This window comes from Pseudomonas costantinii (assembly GCF_001870435.1).
GTDB lineage: Bacteria > Pseudomonadota > Gammaproteobacteria > Pseudomonadales > Pseudomonadaceae > Aquipseudomonas > Aquipseudomonas costantinii.
In genome coordinates this window covers 14910-39657 of sequence record NZ_MDDR01000016.1, presented here as the reverse complement: position 1 = coordinate 39657, position 24748 = coordinate 14910, and the positions used below count along the sequence as shown (strand labels likewise).

Here is a 24748-nt window from a genome sequence, read left to right as displayed (position 1 = left end):
TTATTCCTGGTACCAAGGAGAGATAACGGCGGCCTTGTCCTCAGGTTTTGCGCGTAGAACCGCCAACATGTAAGCGGCTGCGACACCCGGCTGGATGGCAGCAGCGGTAGGAGGCGTGGCGGCGCGCATGGAAACTAGGCGCTTGGGTGAGAAGTGCAACGTATTGATCATATGTTCAAGCGCGTCTGGATCATTGGAGTCGAAGACCGCTCCTGCGCCAAATTTCTCGACCAGCACTCGAGCGCCGACTTGGTTACTGCAGATCACCGGAACACCGGCGCACAGTGCTTCATTCACCACCACCCCCCAACCGTCATAGCGACTGGGTAAGACGAGAAGATCATAAGTGGAGACGATTTTTTGCGTACTACCGAACGGGATGATTCCTCGATAACGGATCTTGTGATCATCAAAGCCGAACGAGGATGGATCGCCTGGCCCATAGACATCAAGGATTACAGGCGCTGTTGAGCGGGTGACAGCCTCTATCAGCAGGTCGAGGCCTTTTCGCGCAATCAGTGCCCCTACAAAAATAATTCTCAAGGAGTCGGTGTGTTCATCTTTTTCTTGTGAGCCTGAAAGGCTACTTTCAATAGAGGGCACAAAATAGCCGAAAGGGAATAGCTTACTTTTTGTGACGCCCGAATCTGAGTACTGCATGACAGCTTTCGAGGAAATTGAAAACACCCCCGCCATCTGCCGCTTGAGTAGAGTCATGTAAATCTTGTAAAGGCAAGGTCGCAACATTGCTTTTAGCCTTTCAAGCGTTAAGGAGTTATCGCCGAAGTAACCTTGGGCTATTGGCGAATATGGCTCGGAGATAATGTAAAACTCAACACGAAATATAATTGCTAATAACAGGCAGTAGAGCATTTTCAAGTTCTGAAATGCGCTCCCGAAAAAATGCACTTCATGGCGATGCTCGCGCATTTTTTTGTAGCAATACGTAAACCCACCGCGCTCCGGTATGAGTTTGCGTTCTATCGACTTGACTTGGGTGTCCTGCCATCCCTGGGCGCGACGGGTGGTGTCCTCCATCGCAAAAACATAAGCCATGACCGGAGTTTTGGCCTGCTGAGACAATGCTTCGTAGGTAAACGCCTGATGATCTGTCAGTACGGGTTGCCAAGTAATGAACAATGACGGCTCCGTCATGGCTGTTCACCATTAATAAAGCCGAACACCGCCTGGCCAGCCAGCTGTGGGGCGCATCGAGCAACCACGGATTGTTGGCCTTGTCTGGCGCAGGCCAAGCTTTCTTCAGGATCTTCGACAATTTTCTGGAACAGGTCTGCGAGCTCTCTTGAATCATTGCTCGTCAGGTACATGGCACCTGAACCCAATACTGCTCGTACATCGCTGATATCCGTGCTGATGACCAACAGGCCAGCTTCGCTAAACTCGATGACCTTAGAGGGAAAGGTCGTGTCAGCCAGAGGTCCACCCACCGGCTTCAGTGCCAGTCCAACGCTACACCGACTGAGCACTTCTGCGTACTGGGCATCAGTGGTGCGCCCATGTACCGTTATTTTTGGCGCTCCGGCTTCATTTGCCAGTACCTGGAGCGCTTCGAGTGCCTCGCCTTTACCGGTCACTTCGAATTGCAGGTTTCGCGCCCAATCACCGCTCTCTTGGCGGAGCAGGCGTACCGTTTCAATCAGCAGGTCAGCCCCCGTGTCGGCATTGAGTGTTCCTGCCATCAGAATTGACCGGGGATTGGTGTGCGACTTCACCTCGAATGTCTTTCCAGAGGTTGAGCCGTAGTAACAATGCACAGGGCGTATGGCTGTCATGTTCGCCAACGCGCTGCACGCCAACAAAGCCCCATCCGGGCACAGGCGGTCATACAGCCAGGTAATCGAACGGCCGAGCAGAGCCTTGAGCGAGCGGCTGTTTCGGTCTGCAACTTCACCATCCTCAAGGTCAAGGAATCGTTTGTACCCCGTGATAGACGCCGTCAACAGCAAAGGTAAATAAGCGCTCATGCGGTTATAGAAAATAACCGCCTTCTGTTGACTGGACGATAGACGAAGCAATGTTCCGACCAGAAAGAACAATGAGAGAAGCTGGGAAAAATAGCGTACATGTGAAAAAGGTGCATACACGACCGGCACTCCGGCCACTCGCCTGACAGTGCGGGGGAAATAGGTGAAGGATCCGTTAGCTCGCCCTCGCCCAAGACTCAGGATGCAGGGGCGTGCGCCCGCTTCGCGCAGTGCCTGACATAGCATGAGCACCTTGCGAGAGGCCGCCGGGCTGTCACTGACAATTCCCCTTTCAAGTCGGGTCTTGTCATCCAGTGCGTTACAGACCACCAGGACTAAAGGCCGCCTCATGGTAGTTGTCTCTTTGCGAGGGCTGGGACACCTGCGACCAGCGTATGGGGCGGAACGTCGCGAGTCACCACCGCACCGGCGGCGACTATGGCGCCATCACCAATGGTCACTCCTCCTAGGATCACACTTTTGGCACCAATCCAGCAGCCATTACCTATCCGGATGGGGCGCGCTGTACCTTTACCTGCTCGCCGCTCGCCTGGACCGATTTCGTGACTGCCGACGATAAATTCTATGCCGGGCCCCAAATCGCAGCGGGAGCCGATTTGAATGTCAGCTTCTTGATGAGTGTTAAAGATGTTACCTGGACTAAGCCAGGTTCCCTCGCCGATCACTAGGCGGCCTCGACCATAGATCCATCCGCGCCCACAAAACTTTACATCCGGGTGTATCTCGACTCCCGCAAATCGCAAAAGCGCCGCCCTGACAGCAAAAAGTCGAGAAGGTGGGAGGAGCGATAGAATAATGTTGATTAGGTGTCTGATCATAAGTACCGACTAAGCCTCAACCGGGAATGCCCCGGCGGGATGAGGTTGCTTCCTGCAGAAGAGAAAAACTCGATGATTGCCCGATAGAGGGGGGATGGCCCTCACGGGGCCATGCACCTTGCAGTTAGCGCGAACGCGCGTGCAAGGCATTCTCAGAGAACCATGCATAAGCGTCGCGCAGCCCGTCTTCGAGGCTGATCGTTGCGCACCACCCTAGTTGTTCCAGGCGCGAAACGTCCATCAGCTTTCTCGGTGGCCCGTCCGGTTTGCTTGCATCAAAGCCCAGGCGCCCCTTGAAACCAGTGACTTTGGCAATGGTTTGAGCCAGCTCGCGGATGGTGCAATCTTCACCGGTTCCCACGTTGATGTGAGAGAGCATAGGCTGGGTATTGGCACCATACTGTTCTTGATCCAGCTCCATGATATGAACCGATGCACTGGCCATATCATCGACATGCAGGAACTCGCGCATTGGTGCTCCGCTGCCCCAGATAACGACTTCTTCTACACCCTGCTCGACTGCGTCGTGGAAACGACGCAGCAGAGCCGGAATGACGTGGGAGTTTTCCGGATGGAAGTTGTCATTCGGGCCATACAGATTGGTGGGCATGGCACTACGATAATCACGGCCATACTGACGGTTGTAGCTCTCACAAAGCTTGATCCCGGCGATCTTCGCAATTGCGTAAGGCTCATTAGTTGGTTCGAGCACACCTGTCAGCAAGGCTTCTTCAGCCATCGGCTGTTGTACCTTGATGGGGTAAATGCAAGACGACCCTAGAAACAGCATCTTCTGCACATCGTTTTGGTGCGCAGCATGGATGAGGTTCGCTTGCATCATCAGGTTTTCGTAGATGAACTCTGCCGGGTAGGTGTTATTGGCATGAATACCACCTACTTTGGCGGCCGCCATGTAGACCTGTTCAATCTTGTGCTCGGCAAAAAACGTCGCTACCGAACGCTGATCGAGCAGATTCAATTGAGTCCTGTCGCGGGTAACAATGTTCGTGTAACCCAAGGTTTTCAGGCGTCGCACAATGGCCGAGCCGACCATCCCCTTGTGGCCGGCAACAAAAACACACTCGTTCAACTGACGTGACATCCTAGTTCTCCAGCGACACCGGCAAATCATAACCATGGTTCTTCAACAGCGCATGGCGCTGGGCGACCTTCAGGTCTTCGCGAACCATTTCTGCGCACATTTCCTGGGCGGTGATTTCCGGTACCCAACCCAGCTTGGTTTTTGCTTTGGTTGGATCACCCAGCAAAGTTTCAACTTCCGCTGGGCGGAAGTAGCGTGGGTCGACACGAACCAGGGTATCTCCCACCTTGAGGGCCGGGGCCTTGTCGCCGGTAATGGATTCAATGATGCCGTGCTCGTCCACGCCGGTGCCTTCAAAACGCAGGGTCAGACCGAGTTCGGCAGCAGACCAGCGAATGAAATCGCGCACGGAATATTGCACGCCAGTTGCGATAACGAAGTCTTCAGGGACGTCCTGTTGCAGCATCATCCACTGCATGCGGACGTAGTCCTTGGCATGGCCCCAGTCGCGCAGTGCATCCATATTGCCCATGTAGAGGCACTGTTCAAGGCCCTGGGCGATGTTTGCCAGGCCGCGTGTGATCTTGCGGGTCACGAATGTTTCGCCGCGGCGTGGCGACTCGTGGTTGAAGAGGATGCCGTTGCAGGCATGCATGCCATAGGCTTCGCGATAATTAACCACGATCCAGTAGGCATAGAGCTTTGCCACCGCATACGGTGAGCGCGGGTAAAACGGCGTGGTTTCTTTTTGAGGCGTTTCTTGCACCAGGCCGTAAAGTTCAGAGGTCGAAGCCTGGTAGAAGCGGGTTTTTTTCTCAAGCCCGAGCAGGCGGATGGCCTCGAGAATGCGCAGGGTGCCCATGGCATCCACGTCTGCGGTGTATTCCGGTGACTCGAAGCTGACGGCTACGTGGGACTGAGCGCCCAAGTTATAGACTTCGTCGGGCTGAACTTCCTGAATGATGCGGGTCAGGTTCGACGAGTCGGACAGGTCCCCGTAATGCAGGATGAAGCGTTGATTATCAACATGCGGGTCTTGGTAGATGTGATCGACACGTTGGGTGTTGAAGGACGATGCACGCCGCTTGATACCGTGGACCTCATAGCCTTTTTCCAACAACAGCTCAGCCAAATAGGAGCCGTCCTGGCCGGTGATCCCGGTAATCAGCGCTTTTTTCAGGGTCATGTCTACGTCCTAGAATTCTTTGAATATGTAGTTAAATCGCGTTAAGCATGCAGCTAATGACATCGGGCATCGTTGACTGGGCTTTCCATCCCAGAACGCGTTCTGCCTTGGCCGGGTCCGCACGACTGACCAACAGATCGGTGGGCCGATAGAACTCTTTCGATTGATCCACGTAAGCTGTCCAATCGAGGCCTAATTGTGTAAATGTTTCTGCTACGAAAGCTTCCAGCGTGTGGGTCTGGCCGGTAGCAATCACGAAGTCGCTCGGCTCATCGCACTGCAGCATTCGCCACATGGCATCGACGTACTCCGAGGCGGCTCCCCAGTCTCGTGCAATGTCCAGTCGCCCAAGCGTCAACCGCTCGCCTGAACCCGCAGCAATACGTTTGGCTGTAGTTACAATTTTTTGTGTAACAAACCTGGAAGGGCGTAATTCGGATTCGTGATTGAACAATATGCCGGTACACGCGAAAAGATTATAAGCCTCGCGATAATTATCGACCAGCCAGAAAGCGGAGGATTTGGCCACTGCATAAGGGCTACGGGGATGAAACGTTGTATTTTCCGATGCCGGCTCGCCATTAGTGTCACCAAAACACTCGCTGGATCCCGCTTGATAAAAGCGAATTGGCCGCTCGGTCATCCGGCACGCCTCGAGCATGTTCAGTGTCCCGAGGGTGATACTTTGAATTGTTTCGGCTGGTTGCTCGAATGACAGCCCAACAGACGACTGGCCAGCCAAAAAATATACTTCGTCAGGTTGGCTGCGCTTGAGCGCCATGAACACGCTGCGAAAGTCTTCCGGCACCATCGACAAGAGTTTTACTTTCGAAGCAATGTCCAGTCGCTTCAGATTGGCAAATGAAGAACCTTGGGCATCTCGCGAGGTTCCCCAGACGGAGTAGCCCTTATCGAGCAGGAGCTTCGCCAGATAGGCGCCATCCTGACCACTCACGCCACAAATCAGGGCTGTTTTTTCTGAATATTCCAAAACATTACCTTTGTAAGGACTGGTAGATCGAGAGTGTTTCCTGGGTGCAGCGTTGCCATGAGAAATGGTTCAGTCGCTCATGACCGCGTCTTACCAATCTCGCGATTTCATCGTCAGAGTAAACCACTCTTTCTATCGCCCGGGCCATTTCGTCGTTACTGAGGGGGTCGAACAGCACCCCGGCGTCGCCAATCACCTCGGGCATTGAGCTGGTACCACTGCTGATGACGGGGCAGGCGTGGGCCATGGCCTCCAGGGGGGGAAGGCCGAAGCCCTCGTAGAGGGAGGGGTAGACGAAGGCTCTGGCACCTTCATAAAGCTGGCCGAGCACGGCGTCACCACCACCCACTTGACGTACCTGGCCGGTAAGAAAGCCAAGCCGTTGCACTTGTTCCAACTCGCTTGCCGAAAAGGCTCCGCCTCCGAAGGCAACAATATCGAAGTCGGCTTTTAAGCGTTTTGATTGCGATACAGCGTCAAGCAGGCCGGAGAAGTTCTTATAGCCATGCCGGCTTCCGACATACAGCAAATAAGGCTTGAGGGTGGGGGCGGTTCGCTCTTGCGAGGCAGGCTTGAATTGCTCGAATCCGAGATGAACAACAGAAAGTTTTTCCTCAGGCACGCCAAACAGCGTCATGAGATCTTGTCGTGTGCTCTCCGAAATGCAGATAACGTGGTCGGCCCGTTCAACAGCTCGCCGTTTTAACCGTGTCGTTTGATCCCGAGACGAGAAGTTCTCGGGGAACAACTCATGAATCATATCGTAGACCGTCAAGACGACCGGGCAGCCTTTGGGGGCGGCACTGAAGCGTGAAAAATAGGTTTCATGTGCAACTTGAGGTTGCCAGCCACGCATCGTTTGTTGACCTAGCAGATGGTTGTAGATCAGTGCCAGCCTTGTCGTGCGAGGTGGATACTTTTCGGCCCTACGGCCGTGGACAATGCCCTCGGGCAGGTCCTTTAGATAAAAGTTTCGGTGAAGCGGCGAAAAAATGCCCACCTCGTTGCCGGTGATGGCCATCTGCTCGGCAATACGAGAAAAATAGCGAGAAATGCCGCCGTAGCTTTGTAGGCAGAATATCTGGTGATCAAAAGCAATGCGCATTTTACTTTCCGACCCGTGAGAAATAAGATTGCAGTCGGTTCAGAAATTGCGTTTGCACTGTCTCAAATTTAACTTCACTGTTTATTTCAATAAAAAGCCCCAGGATAGTACTGGCCTCGCTAATATCATTTACGTGGATATCGGTAGACTTTTTAATGCCAATATAACGCTTACGACCTGACATCAGCGCGTTAAGGTGGGGGATCATTTTTTTTATTTTTGACAGCAGCCCTACCTTCTGCGGCAGATGATGAGGGAGGGGGGGTATATTGTGACGTGTCGCCATCAACTCAACGGCCCTTAGTACTTCTTCCCTTGTTTTGTCATTTGTACTCGCGAGTGCATTTTTTAGCATTAATTCGTAGTCAATGCGTAGCCCTGTGCATTTCTCTGGGAAAGCATCTGAAAATTGGGAGAACGCCTCGGAAATAATAACTTCCAGGGAGGGGCAGTAAACAATATTTTTATGGATGGGAAGAGTGTTTTCGGCGGAGAATTTTTGGGACTCATCGGCTTTCGATTTTTCATGGAATGCCGACGCACCATTACTTCTTCCGGAGGCGCCACAAATACAAAACGGTCGATAGGAGAATGCATAGCTGTCCAGATTCAGTGTCGTCGCAAATGCGGCATAGGCATCGGGCGTGATGGATCTGAAGTAGATACCGTCTTTAACTGATTTGTCGATGATACTTCTATGAACAAAGCCATAATATAGGTTGGCAAGTTCGTAAATATATTGAGTTTCGAATTTTAGTGTTTTGCGGAGCCACGTCTCCGGGGTTCTCAGTTCAACGCCGCCCTTGAGGTGAGTGTTGTGACCAAAACCGCAGACTTTAATGCTGCCGCGTAGCTCCTCGTCTGGGAAGTTTGGCCAGATATAATGAGACCAGCGACCAGAGACCGCTTTTACTCCCGTGCGGGTGACAATGTCGTTCACATAATCGATGGCGCCAGGCATCAAGCCATCATCGCCACCGATAAACATTATATAGCCATCTTTGACGTGTGATAATGCAAAGTCGAAGTTTTCAGACATGCTGACGCGGCGACCGGTATTTATGTATCTTACCCTGCGGTCGTTTGTGGACTCTACAATTGCGCGCGTATTATCAGAGCTGAAATTGTCACTGACGAGAATTTCAAAATTTTCATAGGCTTGTCGAATGCACGTTTCAAGTGTGTGTCGTATTGTCTCGGCGCTGTCGCGAACCGGTATAATTACAGTGTATTTCTCCACTGGAGCCTCCGAAGGTCAAAGCGAAAAACAAATAAGCGAAGAGCAACAAAGATATAGGTGGCTCCAAGAGAAAACATCATTGTGAAAATGTTGCTGAAATTCAAAAGCTCAAACAGCACGTTCATTGCAAGTAATGAGCATGTAGCAATTGTCGCGGGTATGAAAATTGCTTCGGCATACCACGTTCTTGCTGGCTTTATTTTTAGCTTGAAAAAAATGATGGGCGAACATAGTGCGACATACCCTAGGTTCAAAATCAACCAAGGCCAAGCACCGCCACTCAGTCCATAGTGAGTTGCCAGATAATATGTCAGTGGTACCATAAAAATTGCCGCTGTCGCATTTTGCCAAACACTGAATCGAGTCCATCCATGCGCTAGCTGCAGTGCGTACGGCATATGCATAAAGGAGTGGGTCATGGTTCCGAGAGCTAAAACCATCAGCGGGGTGCTAGCCGCGACGGCAATACTTTCATCCCTCGTCCATAACAACAGCAATTTTTCGCTGTAGAGCGCAATCCATACAGAAACGGGGATTACCAGCATCGATAGTACTTGGCTGGATCTAACATGCATTTGGAATGTTTCGGCTGTTCTTTGGGCGGCGACAAGTGAAACTATTTTTGGGTAGTAGGCATTGAATACGGGAGATATCAATCGAAACGCGATCGTCCCTACCGTCCAGGCGAGCATGTAATACCCAAAGTCTTTGAGTGGTAGAACTTTTGATAAAATGATTTTATCAATTTGCATCAGTAAAAATGCGAGTACGTTGGTGATTCCTACGCCCGCGGCGAAACCGCCAAGGCGTCGAAGTGCATCAGTAGAAAACCTCTTGGCTTCTCTCCAACCTGGCATCCCCTCGATCAACTTTAAGCGTAGTGTCAGTACGGTGGCGAGACTAATTACGCACTGCCAAATAAAGAACCATTCGACCGTTGGGGAAATAAGCCACAGTACCAGCACGGCGCCCAGCGATCTAATCGTCGCAAACGTCGAGCTGACAATGTTTAGCGTAACTTGTTTTTGAAGGCCAATCAGGCTTCCATAATAAAATGCAATAGGGAACTGCATGAGCAGTGCAACGCCCATTATTCTCAACGATTGAGTTACCGAATCAATTTTCTCCGGATGGACAGCGAGCCAGTGATTGGAAATTAAAGGTGCCAACAGAACGACCGTGAAACCGACAACTATTGCGACGCTCCAAAAAACCCATTCGATGCTCTTCAGGAGTAATATTATTTTGGGCTTGTCTGCTTCTGACGCATTTTCATAAACCGAAGCTTCTCTTGTGGCGACCGCACCGAAGCCACCATCAAACATGGCCATTGCGGACGAGAGGACAACAAAAAAGCCTACTAATCCGTAACCCTCAACACCAATGAACTTAAGGTATAAAGGAACAAAGCATATACCCATCAGGGCAATCCAGCCTTGCCCGATAAAATTTGCTGATATATTTTTAAACAAACTGCTCATACACCTGAACCCTCAATGCATCCGCTAGAAAAATATCGATGCATTCGAAAAGTCAATCAAATCGAAAAAAGTCTTCGATAATATTTCGCTTCTGCGGTTTACACACGAGTGTTCCGCCAATACCACTGAAGGCTATGCAGTTCCCTGGAGTGTCATTGTTTACGACACTTACCCCTTGGGCGATGATTGAGCGCGGGCTGATAGCGCTTCTGCCTATAATTGCAGAGTTCGGGTACATGATTACCCCCTCGCCGAGGGTGGGGGCAATACCATGATTCTTGCCAACGGTCGAATTTTGATAGATGACGAAGTAATTGCTGTAGTCTGCTTTTGCCAATACGATGCCCGTTGAGTGCCCGATGAAAAAAATATCTGGCATTTTTATCTCATAAAACATATCGATGCCGTTTAATGTCTTATTAAGCAAAAATAGCTTTGTGGCAATATCGATTTCTTGTGTGTTGCGCCAGATTGTATTGGCCAGGAAATACAAATAGGTGCAATATTGGGAGGAGTGCAAGTAGTTGAATGTATCTCTCTCCCAGGTTTTTACGGCATTTACACAGACTCTCAACCGGCTTAAGGCTTCATCAATGTGCTGCTCTAGAACCTTTTTTATGGGGGCGTTTTTTTCGTCAGGGAAAAAAGCACTCAGTTGCCCGGCAGTATAGTTAATTAATTCGCGGCGACTAAAATTAGTGAGGTTCATGTTCTGTTTCGCTTCCAGCATCAAGCTCCAGTAACCGCTCCAGTTTTCCTGGCGAGCCCCAAAATGCAAGTGGTTCAAGGGGGGAGTAGGGGTAATGCCCCAGCCTCAGCTTGATTGATCCACCTTTTTTAGTCACATGCTCTTCAACTAAACGCCTGACGGAAATCGGCGTTCCGTTGCATATGTTGAAGATGCCCTCACTCTCAGAGTGCTCAAGCAGCGAGACGAGGTGCTGGGCGACGGTTTCGACGGGTAAGTAGTCTCTTAATTGCTCACCCTGCGACATAGGGAACTCTGCATCGCCCGCCAGTAATGCGCGGTCTAGCAGGGCGAGAAGGCTTCCTGGGTTTTGCCCTTCACCATATGTATAAAATAACCGTGCCCACTGTAAGGTAAAAGAAAACTCGGCTAGTAATGCCTGCAAGTTACGACGCAGCGTGTCTTTGGCCAGCGCATAGGCATTGTCGGGGGCGGTCGGCATTGTTTCGTCAAGGCTTCCGGCCTGCATGCCGTACTCGAAGCAGGTGCCGGTAATCAATAGATGCTTGTAACCCCTGGCTACCAGGGCTTTCAGGAACCGATAGTCTGCCGGGAGTGTTTGCTCAAAATGGAACAGCGCTTTGTAATTCGGCAGCCCAGGCCACGCGAGGTGAATTACCGCATCTATTTCACCAAAAACCGCTACATCCAGTAGCGGGTCGTGAATATCACAGGCTAGAAATCGCACGGTATCCGGCCAGTTCAGGGGCAGGGTACGTTTAGCGTTTCTAGCCACTGCCGTTACGGTATGACCACGTTCAAGCAGGCGAGCTACGACATGGCGCCCAATAAAACCGCTGGCGCCGGTGACGAGTACCTTCACAATAAGCTCCGCATTACCGGTACTGCCACGACAAAGGTAGTACCGTTTTCTTGAAGAGCGCGATTTTGCTCCAGTACTTCTTTAGCGATATTCCAGGGTAGGACAATCACGATATCAGGGTTGGTCTGCGCCAACTTTTGCGGCGCATAAATCGGGAGGTGGCTGCCGGGTAAAAATTTGCCTTGTTTTGAGGGTGCTGCATCACACACATAACTAAGTAGGTCAGGTTTGACACCTGCGTAGTTCAGTAGTGTGTTGCCTTTAGCGGCGGCTCCATAGGCGACTACTTGCTTTCCCGCACGCTTCTGTTCGATCAGAAAACTGACCAGGCCGTTTTTGACTTCGTCGGCGCGCTGCTGAAACTCGTGGTACGTGTCGAGATCTTTAAGGCCAAATCGTAGTTCATCCGCCAGCACACACTCGACATTCGGACTGTCTTGGCGGCTGTCGAACTCATGGCAACCAAAAACTCTGAGGCTCCCGCCGTGTGTCGGTAGCTCTTCAACATCAAAAACCCGAAGGCCTGCGGCCGCGAAAATTTGCGTTACCGTATAGAGTGAAAGATAGGAAAAGTGCTCGTGATACACCGTATCGAACTGTGTGTGTTCAATCATTTGCTTTAGATGTGGGAATTCGAGCGTAATAGTTCCGCCCGACTTTAGAGCTGCTTTAAGTCCCAAGGTAAAATCGTTGATGTTCGGAACATGGGCGAAGACATTGTTGCCGGCAATGAGATCGGCTTGGCGTCCCTCTTCCGCTAGTCGGTTCCCCAGCGCTTGACCAAAGAACTCGCGTACTACCGGAATGCCAAGCTTTTCTGCCGCTGCTGCTGTACTCGCGGTAGGCTCGACACCCAGGCAAGGGATGTCGGCCGCCACAAAGTTCTTCAGCAGATAGCCGTCATTCGAGGCGACCTCAATAACGAAGCTCTCCGTCCCCAGGGCCAGGCGCTTGATCATATCTTTCGAATAAACTGCCGCATGCGTCAGCCAACTCGTCGATGTGGAGGAGAAGTAGGCATAGTCTTTGGAAAAAAACAGCTCAGCCTGAGCGTAATCCTCGGTCTGGACAAGCCAGCAGTTGTCACACACTTTCAACTTGAGCGGGAAATAGATTTCCGGCGCACTTAGCTCTGATTCGGTCAGGTAAGCATTAGAAGGGGGGGCAAACCCCAAATCAAGAAAGTTGTGTTGCAGGGGCTTGCAGCAGTGGCGACAGTTCATACATGAAGTCCGGCGAATTCGGTGGAAAGCAGCGCATGATTCTTGTCGCGCTCTGAAAGATCGGTAACTGGAAGCGGCCAAATAATTGCCAGCCGAGGGTCGTCATGGCGTACCGCACCCTCGGCGCCGGGTTCGTAAAACGCAGTGTGCAGATAAAGTAGTTCGCTCTCCGTCTCCAGTACCTGAAAACCATGAGCACAGCCTTGAGGAATCACCAGCATGCGGCCGTTTTCGGGGCTCAGCTCTTCGGCGTGCCACTTCAGAAACGTCTCAGAGTTAGCGCGCAAATCAACGACTACGTCCCATACGCGCCCTTTGAGGCAGCGAACAAGCTTCATTTCCGCATGTGGGGCATGTTGGAAATGCAAGCCGCGAACTGCACCTCTGGTGGTCGTCCGGGAGTGGTTGATCTGGACTATTCCTTGCGGGCCAATCACTTGCGAGAGCTCTCTTTCGCAGAATAGTCGACTGAATGCACCGCGATGGTCCTGAAAAGGCTTTGTCTCTATTACTACGGCTCCGGCAATGGTCGTATTTACGATATTCATGTCTGAGTCCAGATGCAGCCAGCACGGGAGGCGGCATCGACATATAGAGCTAACTGCTCAAGTGTAATTGCCTGCCCACTTGAGGCTTGATGACGATACCAATCCGCGGTCATCTTTAAACCCTGTTCCAGGCTCCATACCGGTTGCCAATTCAATCGGCTTCTAGCTTGGGCACAATCTAGGTACAGCAGGTTGGCTTCATGTGGCTGTGGAGCGGCAGTAGTATGCCAAGCAAGATCCGGCCAGTACGCCTGTAGGCTGGAAAGCACCTGAGCAACCGTACGGTTATCTTGCGCCGCCGGGCCAAAATTCCAGGCCGCAGCCATGGTTTTGTCGGCTTTCAGAAGGTGCTGGCCCAGTAACAGGTACCCAGATAAACATTCGAGTACGTGTTGCCAGGGGCGAGTGGACTGAGGAGAGCGAATCTCCAGGGATCTGCCTGCAGCTACCGACCTTACCAAGTCGGGTACCAGGCGATCTTCAGACCAATCGCCTCCGCCAATTACGTTTCCGGCACGTGCCGAAGCGATCAATGGTGTATCGGCACCCTGCCAGAAAGACTTCCGGTAACTATCAACGAGCAGCTCACTGGCCGCTTTGGAGGCGCTATAGGGGTCATGCCCGCCGAGGGGATCGTTTTCGCGATAGCCCCAAGGCCACTCACTGTTGGCGTAGACCTTGTCCGTAGTAATCACTACTACTGCTCGTACACTGGGCGTCAGGCGGCAAGCCTCCAGGATATTGGCAGTGCCCATCACATTGGTCGACCAGCTTTCCAGAGGCTCACGATATGAGCGGCGGACCAGGGCCTGGGCGGCTAAATGGAAGACGATTTCTGGCTGTGACTGATCGAAGGCTGCCCTCACGCGCGCGTTGTCGCGGATATCAGCGCGCAGGTCAACCGAGGGGGTGCTTAACAGGCTCCAGTGATCTGGTGAGCTTTCAGGGTTCAGCCCCAGACCGGTAACCTCCGCTCCGAGCTCAGCAAGCCAGGTTGCCAGCCAACTGCCCTTGAATCCTGTGTGCCCGGTGAGAAGGACTCTGCGACCTCGATAAACATCACCGAACTGCTTCATGCCCAGTGTTTCCAAGGCGGATTACCTTTGGCCCAAAGATCCTCGAGATGATTTTTGTCGCGAAGCGTATCCATAGCCTGCCAGAAACCGCGATGCTCATAGGACATGAGGTTTCCCTCACGCGCAAGGCTCATAAGTGGCTCGGCCTCCCAGATGGACTGATCGCCATCAATGTAATCAATTACTTTTGGGTCAAGGACAAAATATCCGCCGTTGATCCAGGCGCCGTCGCCGGCTGGCTTTTCCTGGAAGCTGCCAACCTGATTGCCGTGTATGTCCAACGCGCCATAACGACCAGGCGGCTGGATAGCTGTGACAGTCGCGAGCTTGCCATGTGCCTGATGGAAGTCGATCAATTGACGGATATTTACGTCGGCGACACCATCACCATAGGTAAAGCAGAATGGTTCATTACCCAGATGATCTCGAACGCGCTTGAGGCGCCCACCGGTCATGGTTTCTTCACCGGTATTGACCAGTGTCACTCGCCAAGGCTCGACGTAGCGTTGATGAACTTCCATGGTGTTATTTGACATGTCGAAGGTGACGTCTGACATGTGCAGAAAATAGTTGGCGAAATACTCCTTGATGACATATCCCTTGTAACCACAGCAAATCACGAAATCGTTGATTCCGTGATAGGAGTAGATTTTCATGATATGCCAGAGAATCGGCTTGCCGCCTATCTCGATCATCGGTTTGGGGCGCAGATGAGACTCTTCAGAGATACGCGTGCCGAGTCCGCCCGCCAAAATTACCGCCTTCATGGGAACCTTACCTGTTAACGCCTATGAAAACCGCCCAATCGATCTGATGGTTACGGAAATGGCCTATAATACACGTGGGCTGCAGATGGATTTGCAGACTGATGGACTTTAACATGGCCTTGATGCATTAAATAGTCCTTGATTTCGTACAGGTTATTGAATTTACATGTAAAAAGTTCAGCTGACTTAGTGCGCAGCACCTCTGAACAAGGCACCACGCAAGTATGTTTTGCATGACGATGTGAGATTCCTAGGTCAGTGTTCCAAGCTTAAGCGATCGGCAGGCTAATCAGTGGTGCCGCGCCGGTTGGTGCGTTAGTCCTAAAACCTTGCGCTGCCAGGCACCAGGTTGGCGCATCGCTTCACAGAGTTGCATCAGCGCGTATGGACGTGATCACTCCCGAGGCATCGTCTGTTCTTCGGCCGCTACAATCCTACCTTGGGGCCAATTGCCAAGATTTTGGGACAGGTGAGTATTTCCCGAATTTGGAGCCGAAAATATGTCTTCAAACTGTTAGTTACTGCCCGCTACTTGGCTGCTTGGGTTGGTGATAAGTGGTTGGGTAGGAGGCGGACGCTCGAGCCTGTCGTCCTCGTGATAGTCAATACAAGCAGCCCTCCATTATTCGTAGGCCTTACGTTGCGCTGTTCCATTCCGACCGGTGCTGCCAAAATAATGAACGGCCTGGGGGGGGGCGTACTTGTCTGGTTGGTTGCTCGTCTATTTTGTGAAAGGCGGGTGTTGAAACTGTTGGATGTGATGGTTTCGGTCGATTGAAGGCGCCAATTCTGATAATCCAGCGAGGATGGCTGATCCACACGAAGGCTGTTGGATGTTGAGATGGCAGATGCGCGCCTGATACGGTGTGGCCGGAGGATGGGGGCCAGGAGGCAACCTGGCTGTGTATTCGTTCGCTATTGAAAAGGTTATGGAACACTATTTCTATGTGTACAGGCGGCTGGAGAGTGCGGATTGATCCATAAGAAAAAAATCTTCGTGACTGGAGCAAGTGGCTTTGTTGGGGCGGCACTAGTGGAGCGACTAGTTAAAACTGAAGATTGTCAGGTGTCAGCTCTTGTTCGCCGCGATGGAGTAGTGCTACCAGCTGCCGCTGTTCTGGTGCGTGTAGGCGAAAACTACCTTGTAGGAGAAAGTCTTCCTCTTACCGGAGTTGATGTGCTTGTCCACTGCGCTGCACGCGTTCACGTGATGTCTGATCGCACGAGCGATCCGCTGGCAGAATATCGCAAGGTTAATGTCGAGGGTACTTTGAGGCTGGCGGAGCAAGCCGCACGGGCGGGTGTAAAGCGCTTCATTTTTATCAGTTCAATCAAGGTCAACGGGGAGGGCACTCGACCAGGTGAAGCCTATAAGGCCGATGACCTTCCCACGCCATCCTGTCCATACGGTATTTCCAAGATGGAGGCTGAGCAGCAGCTTCGGTTGCTGGCACAAAGGACCGGTATGGAGGTTGTTATTATTCGTCCTGTCCTGGTGTATGGGCCGGGCGTCAAGGCAAATTTTCGCAGCATGATGGTATGGCTGAGCAAAGGCATTGCCCTGCCATTGGGAGCGATTCATAGCCAGCGCAGTTTGGTGGCGCTGGACAATTTGGTTGATCTGATTGTGACGTGCCTTCACCATCCTGCTGCCGCCAACCAGATATTCCTGGTGAGTGACGACGACGATATGTCGACCACTGAACTGTTGAATCGTATCGGGGTGGCGTTAGACAAGCCGGCGCGGCTGATTCCTGTGCCGGAGGTTCTATTGCGCTGTTGCCTGCTGCTGATCGGACGTAAAGGAATCGGCCAGCGCCTGTGTGGATCTTTACAGGTTGATATCAAAAAAACGCGTGACCTCCTGGGATGGACTCCCCCTTCCACGGTAGCTGCTGCCTTACGCAAGACTGCTGAACATTTTCAGGGAAAGTTGAAGTAGTTGGTTCGTTTAAATAGGAGTCGGAATTGGAGTTGTTGATGAACCACTTACTGTGGCTTGCGCCCGTCGTCGCAGCCCTTGCATTTCTGTTGACCTGGTTATTGCGACGCTATGCGCTGGCCCGAAGCTTGATTGATGTACCTAACGCGCGCAGTTCCCACACGGTTCCGACACCAAGGGGCGGCGGGGTCGCAATTGTTGTGAGCTTTCTGGTGGTACTGCCGATATTGTTCGTCAGTGACGAGGTGCCCCACGCGGTCATCTGGGCACTTATGGGCGCAGGGGCCGCGGTCGCGCTACTGGGGTTTCTTGATGATCATGGTCACATCGCCGCCCGGTGGCGTTTGCTGGGGCACTTCGGTGCTGCAGTCTGGGTACTGGTCTGGTTGGGTGGCCTGCCTGCGATCAGCTTGCCGGGCCTGATCGTTGATTTTGGGTGGGTAGGTCATATCCTCGCTGTTTTTTATCTGGTGTGGATGCTCAACCTTTATAATTTCATGGACGGTATTGATGGTTTGGCAAGTGTCGAGGCGATGTGCGCATGCCTTGGCGCTTGCCTGGTCTACTGGTGGGGTGGATATCAAGCGCTCATCTGGGCGCCACTGCTCTTGAGTATGGCGGTCCTTGGTTTCCTCTATTGGAACTTCCCTGCGGCGAGAATATTCATGGGGGATGCGGGTAGCGGTTTTCTGGGGCTTATCCTCGGCGGGCTTTCCCTGGCGGCGGCATGGCAGGACGCAAATTTGCTGTGGGTGTGGTTGATTCTCTTAGGCGTTTTTATTGTTGATGCGACATTTACGTTGAGCCGACGGCTGATGCGAGGTGACAAAGTCTATGAAGCCCATCGCAGTCATGCCTATCAGTTTGCGTCTCGTAAAGTGGGTGGGCATTTGCCGGTGACGCTGTCGGTCTTGGCGATCAATCTATTTTGGTTGACGCCCATCGCCATTGGTGTAGGTGTATTAGGTCTGAACGGTTTGCTTGGGCTGGTTATTGCGTATGCGCCGTTAATGGTTCTAGCGATGAAGTACAAAGCGGGGGAACTGGAAACATGATGGGATTTTTCCAGTCAGTGGGCATTAGCGTCAATGACGCCTGCACAAACTAGTTGAGTTAAGCATTACAGAGTGGCGACAGGAATAGGAGCAGCAGAGGTGTTTGAAGGGTTTATGAGTACTGTCCGGTCATACCTGTTAGGCCTTCCCAGGCGGCGCAAGCGTGTCTTGCAAGTCATCACAGACGTTTTTTTGGTCTGGCTGGCTTTGTGGATGGCGTTTGTCGTTCGTTTAGGGGTAGACGACATGATCAACCCTGTGACGCAGCACCGCTGGTTGTTCTTGAGTGCGCCGATCGTCGCCATCCCGTTATTTATTCGCTTTGGAATGTACCGAGCCGTTATGCGTTACTTCGGTAACGATGCTTTGATCGTGATAATCAAAGCGGTCAGCCTTTCATCTTTGATACTCGGGGTAGTGGTTTATTTATATAGCAATCACCAGACTGTCGTGCCTAGGTCCATCATTTTTAACTATTGGTGGCTGAGCTTAATATTGGTCGGCGGCTTACGCCTGGCCATGCGTCAGTACTTCCTGGGGGATTGGTTTACGGCGGCGCAGCACGTGCCCTTCACCAGTCGGGAAGACGGTCTTCCACGCGTTGCGATTTACGGTGCGGGTGCTGCTGGTAATCAGTTGGTGGCCGCTTTGCGCATGGGCCGTGTCATGCGACCGGTAGCATTTATCGACGACGATGATGGTATTTCTGACCGAGTCATTTCAGGCTTGCAGGTTTATAAGCCCAGGCACATTCAGCGAATGATCGATGCAACAGGCGCGCAGGAAATTCTGTTGGCCATACCGTCGTCCAACAGAGGTCGGCGACGAGAAATTTTGGGGTTCCTCGAAGGTTTTCCGTTACATGTTCGCAGTGTGCCCGGTTTCATGGATCTTGCGAGTGGCCGGGTGAAGGTAGATGACATCCAGGAAGTCGATATCGCGGACTTGCTGGGGCGGGATGCGGTTCCCGCGCAAGCTGAGCTGTTAGAGCATTGCATCACGCGGCAAAGCGTCCTCGTAACGGGCGCTGGTGGCTCCATAGGTGCCGAACTATGCCGCCAGATTCTGGAGCTGAATCCTAAAACCTTGTTGTTGTTGGAGCACAGTGAGTTCAATCTCTACAGCATAATGTCCGAGCTTGAACAGCGTATTGCTCATGAGTCGCTCTCCGTCCGATTGTTACCTATTCTTGGATCGGTGCGTAACCAGAGTAAACTCCTGGACATAATGAAGGCTTGGCAAGTAGATACCGTCTATCACGCAGCGGCCTATAAACACGTGCCCATGGTTGAGCACAACATCGCCGAAGGCGTGTTGAACAACGTGATTGGCACACTGAATACCGCTCAAGCTGCTCTCCAGGCGGGCGTTTCTAACTTTGTACTTATCTCAACTGATAAGGCTGTACGTCCTACTAACGTCATGGGCAGCACTAAACGCCTTGCCGAGTTGACCCTCCAAGCCCTCAGCCGTGAGCTGGCCCCCGTGTTGTTCGGCGACAAGGCCAATATTTCGCGAGTCAATAAAACCCGTTTCACCATGGTTCGGTTCGGTAATGTACTAGGCTCCTCCGGCTCGGTGATCCCTCTGTTTCACAAGCAAATCAAGTCAGGCGGGCCCATCACGGTCACTCATCCAAAAATCACCCGCTACTTCATGACTATCCCCGAAGCCGCACAGTTGGTCATCCAAGCTGGCTCCATGGGCCTTGGAGGCGATGTGTTCGTGTTGGATATGGGGGAACCGGTGAAAATCGTCGAACTCGCTGAGAGGATGGTTCACCTGTCCGGCTTGAGTATTCGCTCTGACAAAAATCCTCACGGCGACATAGCTATCGAGTTCACCGGCCTGCGCCCCGGCGAAAAGCTTTACGAGGAGTTACTGATCGGCGACAACGTAGTTGCTACCCAGCACCCTATGATCATGAGTGCCAACGAAGACTATTTGTCGTGGGACGTACTCAAGGGCAAGCTGGCGGAGCTGCTGGCTGCCGTGGATCAGGATGACTACGCGCGCGTGCGCCAGCTCTTGCGTGACACCGTCAGCGGTTATACCCCAGACGGTGAAATTGTGGACTGGATCCATCAGCAGCGTCGCCTGGAGCCGTGAGTTAACACCCTGTAACTCACCCATTTTTGACTCTCCCCAAACATCGCCTAAGTTTGAAAAGCAGCTTCGGAAAGCTGCTTTTCTCTTACCGATGTCATGGAGCGTCACCAATGCAAAACACCTACATCTCTTCCCTAATCTTCGCCTTCCTCACCACCCTCTCGGTAGCGACCACCGCAGCCCCATCCGCCAAACCCGAAACCCCAACCCCGATCTCTGCCCAGATGACCAAGACCGAACAATCCGCCAAGGTTAACCTCAACGCAGCCGACGCAGAAACGCTCCGCCGAGATCTGTTTGGCATCGGCGCCGCCAAAGCCAAAGCGATCATCGCTTATCGCGAGAGCAACGGTCCGTTCATGGCGGTCGATGAGTTGTTGGAGGTGAAGGGTATCGGTAAGGCGCTGTTGGAAAAGAACCGCGAAAGGCTGGCAATCAACTAAGGGAAATCGCCAGGGAGGCCGGTCATTGACCGGCTTTTTCATCTTTTGAGATTTGCGCTTTCAAGCTTTCCCGCACCACTTCCAAGATACGTGTTGCCAATTGCGCACTCTCGACACTCCTGGCCAGCACCAACGCGCCCACCAACGTCGACATCACCATCAGGCTCTGTTCATCAGCATTCGCGCCTCCCAGGGCTACCTCAATCTGCTTTAAGCGAGCCCCAAGCACTGCATCCGTGGTGGGGCTATGCTGCCCTCTCAACCCTAACTCCGCCGACATGGTTGGCAGAGGGCAGCCTTGGTCAGGTGAAGCCTGATGCCGCTCCGAAAGATAGCTGTCTATAAACGCCTCAAGTGGCTGCACTTGGCTGAACAACATATCGCAATGCGTATCCAGCTCCGTAGCCGCAGCCTGCAGGGCTTTTTCCACCAGCTCATCCTTGGATTTGAAATGCGCGTAGAACCCGCCGTGCGTCAGATTTAACGCCCTCATCAATGGCTGCAGGCCAGTCGCGTCAATGCCGTCGCGACGAAAGCGCGCGGAGGCTTCCTTGATGATGCGTTGGTGCGTTTGGGCTTTATGGTCTGATGAATAACGCATAGGACTGCCTCGCGAACAAGCGCGCACTTTAGCGGAGTTAAACCCTTTTACCCATCCTGACAACCTCCAGCGGCGTTGGCATGAAAAGTGATTATCTCTTCAGTAAAGATTGTTCAACAATCGTGAGGTAGTGATGACGCTTCGTTTGTCTTTAGCCGACCAAATTGCCTTGGAACTACGTGCTGACATCATCGGTGGGCGCCTGTTACCGGGCATGGCGCTGGTCGAGGTGGACTTGGTCAAGGCTTATAACGCATCGCGCAATACGATTCGTGAAGCGTTGCATCGTTTGGGGCAAGAGGGGCTCACTCGCTATGTGCGTAACAAAGGTGTGATGGTTCGACGGCTGGAGCGAGACGAAGTGCGTGATCTGTTCGTCGTACGACGCACGCTCGAGTTGCAGGCCATCGCCCAGAGTAGCGCGCTGACGGATGATCAGGCCGAGCGCATGCAAAACGCCATCGAGGCCACCAGCCTGGCTCGGGAGCGTGAAGACTGGCGTGCCGTGGCCACCCACAGCTTGCTGTTTCACCAGCAGATTGTGGGCTTGATGCGTAGCCCTTTGTTCGATGAGTTTTTTGCCCAGGTCATTGCCCAACTGCGCCTGGTGTTTTGCGCCGCGCCCGATGAGCAACGCTTCCAGTCGCCCTGGCTGGAGCGGGACCGTGAGATTTACGCGTTACTGGCGCGCGGTAACAAACCGGCGGCGCAGGAGGCGATGAGCCTGTACCTGCACGATTCGGAACGCCTTTCTCTTGCCCTGTTTGATCACCCTTGATGGAGGATTGCCCCATGTACAAAGACTATCCGGCCGCTTACCAGGTCAGCAAAGGTTCGGCGCTGCAGGTTGATACGGCGTTCTATGAGCGCATTCGCGACCGCGCGGACCAGCGCACGCTGATCGAGCAGTTTGAGGTGCCGATCCGCACGGGGAGGGCGTGGAAGGTACCGGCTGGGCATGTGTTCCGTGTCACCACGCCGGTGGGCCCACAGGTGGGTGATTTCAACGTGTGGAACGCCAACGATCCCCGCGAGCGTCTATGGGCTGCGCGCACCCGTCAGTTGCAAGGCGCACATGTCAGCACCCATGACCGACTGTGGTCGAACCTGCCATTCCTGCGGCCGTTGGTGACCATCACCGATGACAGCCTGGCAAGTTATGGCATTGATGAACACGGCGGTCGCCTGCACGATTTGCTTGGTACGCGCTGCGACCCCTATGTGAATCGGATGCTCACCGGCGAAGACTTTCACCACCACTGCCATTCAAACCTGACCCGCGCTGTGCTGCCTCACGGTTTGACGGAATTCGACGTGCATGACGTGCTGAATATTTTTCAGTGCACCGGCCTCAATCACGACGACATGTACTTCATGAAAGCCTGTCCGGCGCAGAAGGGTGATTACCTGGAGTTTTTTGCTGAAATTGATTTGCTGTGTGCGTTGTCGACGTGTCCCGGTGGGGACCTGTCGCTGCCGATGTGGGGGCCGGACGCACAGGACCCGCTGACGGTGTGCCGTCCGTTGGGCGTCGAGATCTACACGTTGGAGGAGGGGTTGCTGAGCGGCTGGAGCTCGCCTGAGCGTGCTGCCTACAAGGGGCAGCACGGGTTGCACATTGCCAAGGCGAGTTGGGAGTAAACGTAGCTAGCGATCCTGCGCGTCCTTGGCATCCGCCTGGGCGTTGCGGTCGGCCACGCGCTTGCGTTGTTCGTCGGTGAGTTCCACCTTGTTGGCGCTGTCACGCAGCATCATCAGCCCACCGACGATCGAACCGATCGCTACCACCATAATCAACCACGCGTACCACGGCATAAGGCTCTCCTTGAGGCAGATCGCCGTGGGAGAGTTTTCCCACGGTAATAACTGCTTTGAGTCACAGGCTTTCTGAGTAGTTCAGTGTAGGCCTGTTCCGCCTCATTGACCTCAGAGTCCTGTCAACATCGCATCTGCCGGCGCATCGGCACGGTCTTGTGCAGTCATCTGGAAGTAGATGAACCCTACCACCATGAAACCCAGGAAGATCAAACCGATCAGCGCGTTGAACCAAGCCATCGCCACCAGGCACACCACCGCCAATACCAACGCGATACCCGGCACGATCGGATAGCCCGGTGCGCGGAAGGTGCGCTCCAGCAGCGGTTCGGTCTTACGCAGTTTGAACAGGCTGAGCATGCTCATGATGTACATCACGATGGCACCGAACACCGCCATGGTGATCATCGCTGCCGTCAGCGTCATGCCGCCCAGGTTGATCAGGCCGTCGCTGTAGATCGCGGCAATACCGACCACGCCACCGGCGATGATTGCTCGGTGTGGTGTCTGAAAACGCGACAGTTTGGCGAGGAAAGACGGTAGGTAACCCGCGCGTGCCAGGGCAAAGAATTGGCGCGAGTAGCCAAGAATAATGCCGTGGAAGCTCGCCACCAGCCCAAACAGGCCGATCCACACCAACATGTGCAGCCAGCCGGAGCTGTCACCCACCACGGTTTTCATCGCTTGCGGCAGCGGATCGTTGATGTTCGACAGGGTGCGCCAGTCACCGACGCCGCCAGCGAAGAACATCACGCCCATGGCCAGGACCACTAAGGTCAGGATGCCGCTGATGTAGGCTTTTGGAATGGTGCGCTTGGGATCTTTCGCTTCTTCGGCCGCCATGGCCGCGCCTTCGATGGCGAGGAAGAACCAGATGGCGAAAGGAATTGCCGCAAACATTCCGGCAATCGCCGGGGCGCCAAAGGTGTCGGAACCGGCCCAGCCATTCAGGGCAAAGTTGCTGAAGCTGAATGCGGGGGCGACCACGCCCATGAACACCAACAGTTCGGCGACGGCGAGCACACACACCACCAGTTCGAAGGTGGCTGCGAGTTTCACGCCAAGAATATTCAGACCCATGAATACAATGTAGGCACCGACGGCCGCGTGTTTCGGGTCCAGTGCCGGAAACTGCACGTTGAGATAAGCGCCAATGGCCAAGGCAATAGCGGGAGGCGCGAAGACAAATTCGATCAACGTCGCGAGACCGGCGATCAAGCCGCCTTTCTCACCAAACGCGCGACGGCTGTAGGCAAACGGCCCACCAGCGTGAGGAATCGCAGTAGTCAGCTCGGTGAAACTGAAGATAAAGCAGGTGTACATCGCGGCAACCATCAACGAGGTCACCAGAAAGCCCAGTGTGCCGGCCACGCCCCAGCCATAGCTCCAGCCAAAGTACTCCCCGGAAATGACCAGTCCGACGGCGATGCCCCACAGATGCAGGGTGCCTAAGGTCGGTTTGAGTTGTGTGTTCATCGTGTTGCGCTCCCTGAACGGTTTGGAATGGTTCAAGGTGTTGCAGTGGCCATGCCAGCCCACAGAGCGGTGTCGTAAAGTGGCGTTACTGTCGCCAAGGAGACGGTTTGGCGTTTGAATCCGCAAAGCCGCGCACCAGTTCAGGGCAAGTCCTACCACCAATGCTCATAAATCCCGCTGTAAACCCCGCATAAACCCACTCTTTACGCCGTCTTTACGCCCCGCCCATACCCTCGCTCTCGTTCCTTTACGC

Annotated in this window: 24 protein-coding genes; 6 read left to right on the top strand and 18 right to left on the bottom strand. The window is 53.2% G+C overall.

Features of this window, described 5'->3' with window-relative positions; translation table 11 throughout:
- The 15 genes from BFL40_RS08570 to rfbF form a co-directional block, all read right to left on the bottom strand.
- Nucleotides 1–1155 carry a glycosyltransferase family 4 protein gene (locus BFL40_RS08570; protein WP_071483556.1) on the bottom strand — a complete coding sequence of 385 codons (1155 nt, stop codon included), beginning with the start codon at nt 1153–1155 and terminating at the stop codon, nt 1–3.
- The gene (locus tag BFL40_RS08565; RefSeq protein WP_159440224.1) at nt 1152–2105 is read right to left on the bottom strand and encodes a glycosyltransferase; all 954 of its coding nucleotides are present in this window, start codon (nt 2103–2105) and stop codon (nt 1152–1154) included. The genes BFL40_RS08570 and BFL40_RS08565 overlap by 4 nt, the downstream gene beginning before the upstream one ends.
- A gap of 227 nt (nt 2106–2332) precedes the next feature.
- Nucleotides 2333–2824: a DapH/DapD/GlmU-related protein gene (locus BFL40_RS34430; protein ID WP_074851698.1), complete on the bottom strand. Its 492-nt coding sequence runs from the start codon at nt 2822–2824 to the stop codon at nt 2333–2335.
- A gap of 124 nt (nt 2825–2948) precedes the next feature.
- The gene (gene fcl, locus BFL40_RS08560; RefSeq protein ID WP_071483554.1) at nt 2949–3926 is read right to left on the bottom strand and encodes a GDP-L-fucose synthase; all 978 of its coding nucleotides are present in this window, start codon (nt 3924–3926) and stop codon (nt 2949–2951) included.
- A gap of 1 nt (nt 3927) precedes the next feature.
- The gene (gene gmd, locus BFL40_RS08555) at nt 3928–5052 is read right to left on the bottom strand and encodes a GDP-mannose 4,6-dehydratase (RefSeq protein WP_071483553.1); all 1125 of its coding nucleotides are present in this window, start codon (nt 5050–5052) and stop codon (nt 3928–3930) included.
- Between the two features lie 31 nt (nt 5053–5083).
- Nucleotides 5084–6043, bottom strand: coding sequence for a GDP-mannose 4,6-dehydratase (locus tag BFL40_RS08550; protein ID WP_071483552.1), 960 nt, complete (start codon nt 6041–6043; stop codon nt 5084–5086).
- A gap of 4 nt (nt 6044–6047) precedes the next feature.
- A complete protein-coding gene (locus BFL40_RS08545; protein ID WP_071483551.1) occupies nt 6048–7148 on the bottom strand; it encodes a glycosyltransferase family 4 protein in 1101 nt (366 codons plus the stop codon).
- A gap of 1 nt (nt 7149) precedes the next feature.
- Complete coding sequence (locus BFL40_RS08540; protein ID WP_074851700.1) at nt 7150–8388, bottom strand: glycosyltransferase family 2 protein; 1239 nt, start codon at nt 8386–8388, stop codon at nt 7150–7152.
- Nucleotides 8370–9869, bottom strand: a complete 1500-nt coding sequence (locus tag BFL40_RS08535) for an oligosaccharide flippase family protein (protein ID WP_071483549.1) — start codon at nt 9867–9869, stop codon at nt 8370–8372. Before BFL40_RS08535 ends, BFL40_RS08540 begins: the two co-directional genes overlap by 19 nt.
- Before the next feature lie 52 nt (nt 9870–9921).
- Nucleotides 9922–10599: an LbetaH domain-containing protein gene (locus BFL40_RS08530; protein WP_235864733.1), complete on the bottom strand. Its 678-nt coding sequence runs from the start codon at nt 10597–10599 to the stop codon at nt 9922–9924.
- The gene (locus BFL40_RS08525) at nt 10565–11440 is read right to left on the bottom strand and encodes an NAD-dependent epimerase/dehydratase family protein (protein WP_071483548.1); all 876 of its coding nucleotides are present in this window, start codon (nt 11438–11440) and stop codon (nt 10565–10567) included. The genes BFL40_RS08530 and BFL40_RS08525 overlap by 35 nt, the downstream gene beginning before the upstream one ends.
- Entirely contained in the window at nt 11437–12663 is a 1227-nt protein-coding gene (locus BFL40_RS08520) for a class I SAM-dependent methyltransferase (RefSeq protein ID WP_071483547.1), read from the bottom strand. Before BFL40_RS08520 ends, BFL40_RS08525 begins: the two co-directional genes overlap by 4 nt.
- On the bottom strand, nt 12660–13211 hold the full coding sequence (gene rfbC / locus BFL40_RS08515) for a dTDP-4-dehydrorhamnose 3,5-epimerase (RefSeq protein WP_071483546.1): 552 nt from the start codon (nt 13209–13211) through the stop codon (nt 12660–12662). Before rfbC ends, BFL40_RS08520 begins: the two co-directional genes overlap by 4 nt.
- Nucleotides 13208–14287, bottom strand: a complete 1080-nt coding sequence (rfbG, locus tag BFL40_RS08510) for a CDP-glucose 4,6-dehydratase (RefSeq protein ID WP_174555585.1) — start codon at nt 14285–14287, stop codon at nt 13208–13210. The genes rfbC and rfbG overlap by 4 nt, the downstream gene beginning before the upstream one ends.
- A complete protein-coding gene (rfbF, locus tag BFL40_RS08505; protein ID WP_071483544.1) occupies nt 14284–15054 on the bottom strand; it encodes a glucose-1-phosphate cytidylyltransferase in 771 nt (256 codons plus the stop codon). Before rfbF ends, rfbG begins: the two co-directional genes overlap by 4 nt.
- Nucleotides 15055–16030: 976 nt before the next feature.
- Here rfbF and BFL40_RS08500 point away from each other — a divergent pair.
- From BFL40_RS08500 to BFL40_RS08485, 4 genes are all read left to right on the top strand, one after another.
- Nucleotides 16031–16996, top strand: a complete 966-nt coding sequence (locus BFL40_RS08500) for a UDP-glucose 4-epimerase family protein (protein ID WP_071483788.1) — start codon at nt 16031–16033, stop codon at nt 16994–16996.
- A 38-nt stretch (nt 16997–17034) separates the two neighbouring features.
- Nucleotides 17035–18051, top strand: a complete 1017-nt coding sequence (locus BFL40_RS08495; RefSeq protein WP_071483543.1) for an MraY family glycosyltransferase — start codon at nt 17035–17037, stop codon at nt 18049–18051.
- Between the two features lie 114 nt (nt 18052–18165).
- A complete protein-coding gene (locus BFL40_RS08490) occupies nt 18166–20160 on the top strand; it encodes a polysaccharide biosynthesis protein (protein WP_071483787.1) in 1995 nt (664 codons plus the stop codon).
- Between the two features lie 110 nt (nt 20161–20270).
- On the top strand, nt 20271–20603 hold the full coding sequence (locus BFL40_RS08485; RefSeq protein ID WP_071483542.1) for a ComEA family DNA-binding protein: 333 nt from the start codon (nt 20271–20273) through the stop codon (nt 20601–20603).
- 22 nt (nt 20604–20625) lie between these two features.
- Here the strand turns inward: BFL40_RS08485 and BFL40_RS08480 are convergent, their stop codons facing one another.
- Nucleotides 20626–21204, bottom strand: a complete 579-nt coding sequence (locus BFL40_RS08480) for a TetR/AcrR family transcriptional regulator (RefSeq protein ID WP_071483541.1) — start codon at nt 21202–21204, stop codon at nt 20626–20628.
- Between the two features lie 133 nt (nt 21205–21337).
- Between BFL40_RS08480 and BFL40_RS08475 the strand changes: the two genes are divergently transcribed.
- Both BFL40_RS08475 and BFL40_RS08470 read left to right on the top strand, forming a co-directional pair.
- Nucleotides 21338–21982, top strand: coding sequence for a GntR family transcriptional regulator (locus BFL40_RS08475; RefSeq protein WP_071483540.1), 645 nt, complete (start codon nt 21338–21340; stop codon nt 21980–21982).
- Between the two features lie 14 nt (nt 21983–21996).
- Nucleotides 21997–22845, top strand: coding sequence for an urea carboxylase-associated family protein (locus tag BFL40_RS08470; RefSeq protein WP_071483539.1), 849 nt, complete (start codon nt 21997–21999; stop codon nt 22843–22845).
- A gap of 6 nt (nt 22846–22851) precedes the next feature.
- Here BFL40_RS08470 and BFL40_RS08465 read toward each other — a convergent pair whose 3' ends face one another.
- Both BFL40_RS08465 and eat read right to left on the bottom strand, forming a co-directional pair.
- Nucleotides 22852–23019: a DUF2897 family protein gene (locus BFL40_RS08465; RefSeq protein ID WP_065874977.1), complete on the bottom strand. Its 168-nt coding sequence runs from the start codon at nt 23017–23019 to the stop codon at nt 22852–22854.
- A 111-nt stretch (nt 23020–23130) separates the two neighbouring features.
- On the bottom strand, nt 23131–24495 hold the full coding sequence (eat, locus tag BFL40_RS08460; RefSeq protein ID WP_071483538.1) for an ethanolamine permease: 1365 nt from the start codon (nt 24493–24495) through the stop codon (nt 23131–23133).
- Nucleotides 24496–24748 lie beyond the last annotated feature (253 nt).

Bases quoted from the DNA above. Each gene is read 5' to 3' on its own strand.
- BFL40_RS08570 (WP_071483556.1), bottom strand. From the start codon at position 1,155: ATGACGGAGCCGTCATTGTTCATTACTTGGCAACCCGTACTGACAGAT.
- BFL40_RS34430 (WP_074851698.1), bottom strand. From the start codon at position 2,824: ATGATCAGACACCTAATCAACATTATTCTATCGCTCCTCCCACCTTCT.
- fcl (WP_071483554.1), bottom strand. From the start codon at position 3,926: ATGTCACGTCAGTTGAACGAGTGTGTTTTTGTTGCCGGCCACAAGGGG.
- gmd (WP_071483553.1), bottom strand. From the start codon at position 5,052: ATGACCCTGAAAAAAGCGCTGATTACCGGGATCACCGGCCAGGACGGC.
- BFL40_RS08545 (WP_071483551.1), bottom strand. From the start codon at position 7,148: ATGCGCATTGCTTTTGATCACCAGATATTCTGCCTACAAAGCTACGGC.
- BFL40_RS08535 (WP_071483549.1), bottom strand. From the start codon at position 9,869: ATGAGCAGTTTGTTTAAAAATATATCAGCAAATTTTATCGGGCAAGGC.
- BFL40_RS08530 (WP_235864733.1), bottom strand. From the start codon at position 10,599: ATGCTGGAAGCGAAACAGAACATGAACCTCACTAATTTTAGTCGCCGC.
- BFL40_RS08520 (WP_071483547.1), bottom strand. From the start codon at position 12,663: ATGAACTGTCGCCACTGCTGCAAGCCCCTGCAACACAACTTTCTTGAT.
- rfbC (WP_071483546.1), bottom strand. From the start codon at position 13,211: ATGAATATCGTAAATACGACCATTGCCGGAGCCGTAGTAATAGAGACA.
- rfbG (WP_174555585.1), bottom strand. From the start codon at position 14,287: ATGAAGCAGTTCGGTGATGTTTATCGAGGTCGCAGAGTCCTTCTCACC.
- rfbF (WP_071483544.1), bottom strand. From the start codon at position 15,054: ATGAAGGCGGTAATTTTGGCGGGCGGACTCGGCACGCGTATCTCTGAA.
- BFL40_RS08495 (WP_071483543.1), top strand. From the start codon at position 17,035: ATGAACCACTTACTGTGGCTTGCGCCCGTCGTCGCAGCCCTTGCATTT.
- BFL40_RS08490 (WP_071483787.1), top strand. From the start codon at position 18,166: ATGAGTACTGTCCGGTCATACCTGTTAGGCCTTCCCAGGCGGCGCAAG.
- BFL40_RS08485 (WP_071483542.1), top strand. From the start codon at position 20,271: ATGCAAAACACCTACATCTCTTCCCTAATCTTCGCCTTCCTCACCACC.
- BFL40_RS08480 (WP_071483541.1), bottom strand. From the start codon at position 21,204: ATGCGTTATTCATCAGACCATAAAGCCCAAACGCACCAACGCATCATC.
- BFL40_RS08475 (WP_071483540.1), top strand. From the start codon at position 21,338: ATGACGCTTCGTTTGTCTTTAGCCGACCAAATTGCCTTGGAACTACGT.
- BFL40_RS08470 (WP_071483539.1), top strand. From the start codon at position 21,997: ATGTACAAAGACTATCCGGCCGCTTACCAGGTCAGCAAAGGTTCGGCG.
- BFL40_RS08465 (WP_065874977.1), bottom strand. From the start codon at position 23,019: ATGCCGTGGTACGCGTGGTTGATTATGGTGGTAGCGATCGGTTCGATC.
- eat (WP_071483538.1), bottom strand. From the start codon at position 24,495: ATGAACACACAACTCAAACCGACCTTAGGCACCCTGCATCTGTGGGGC.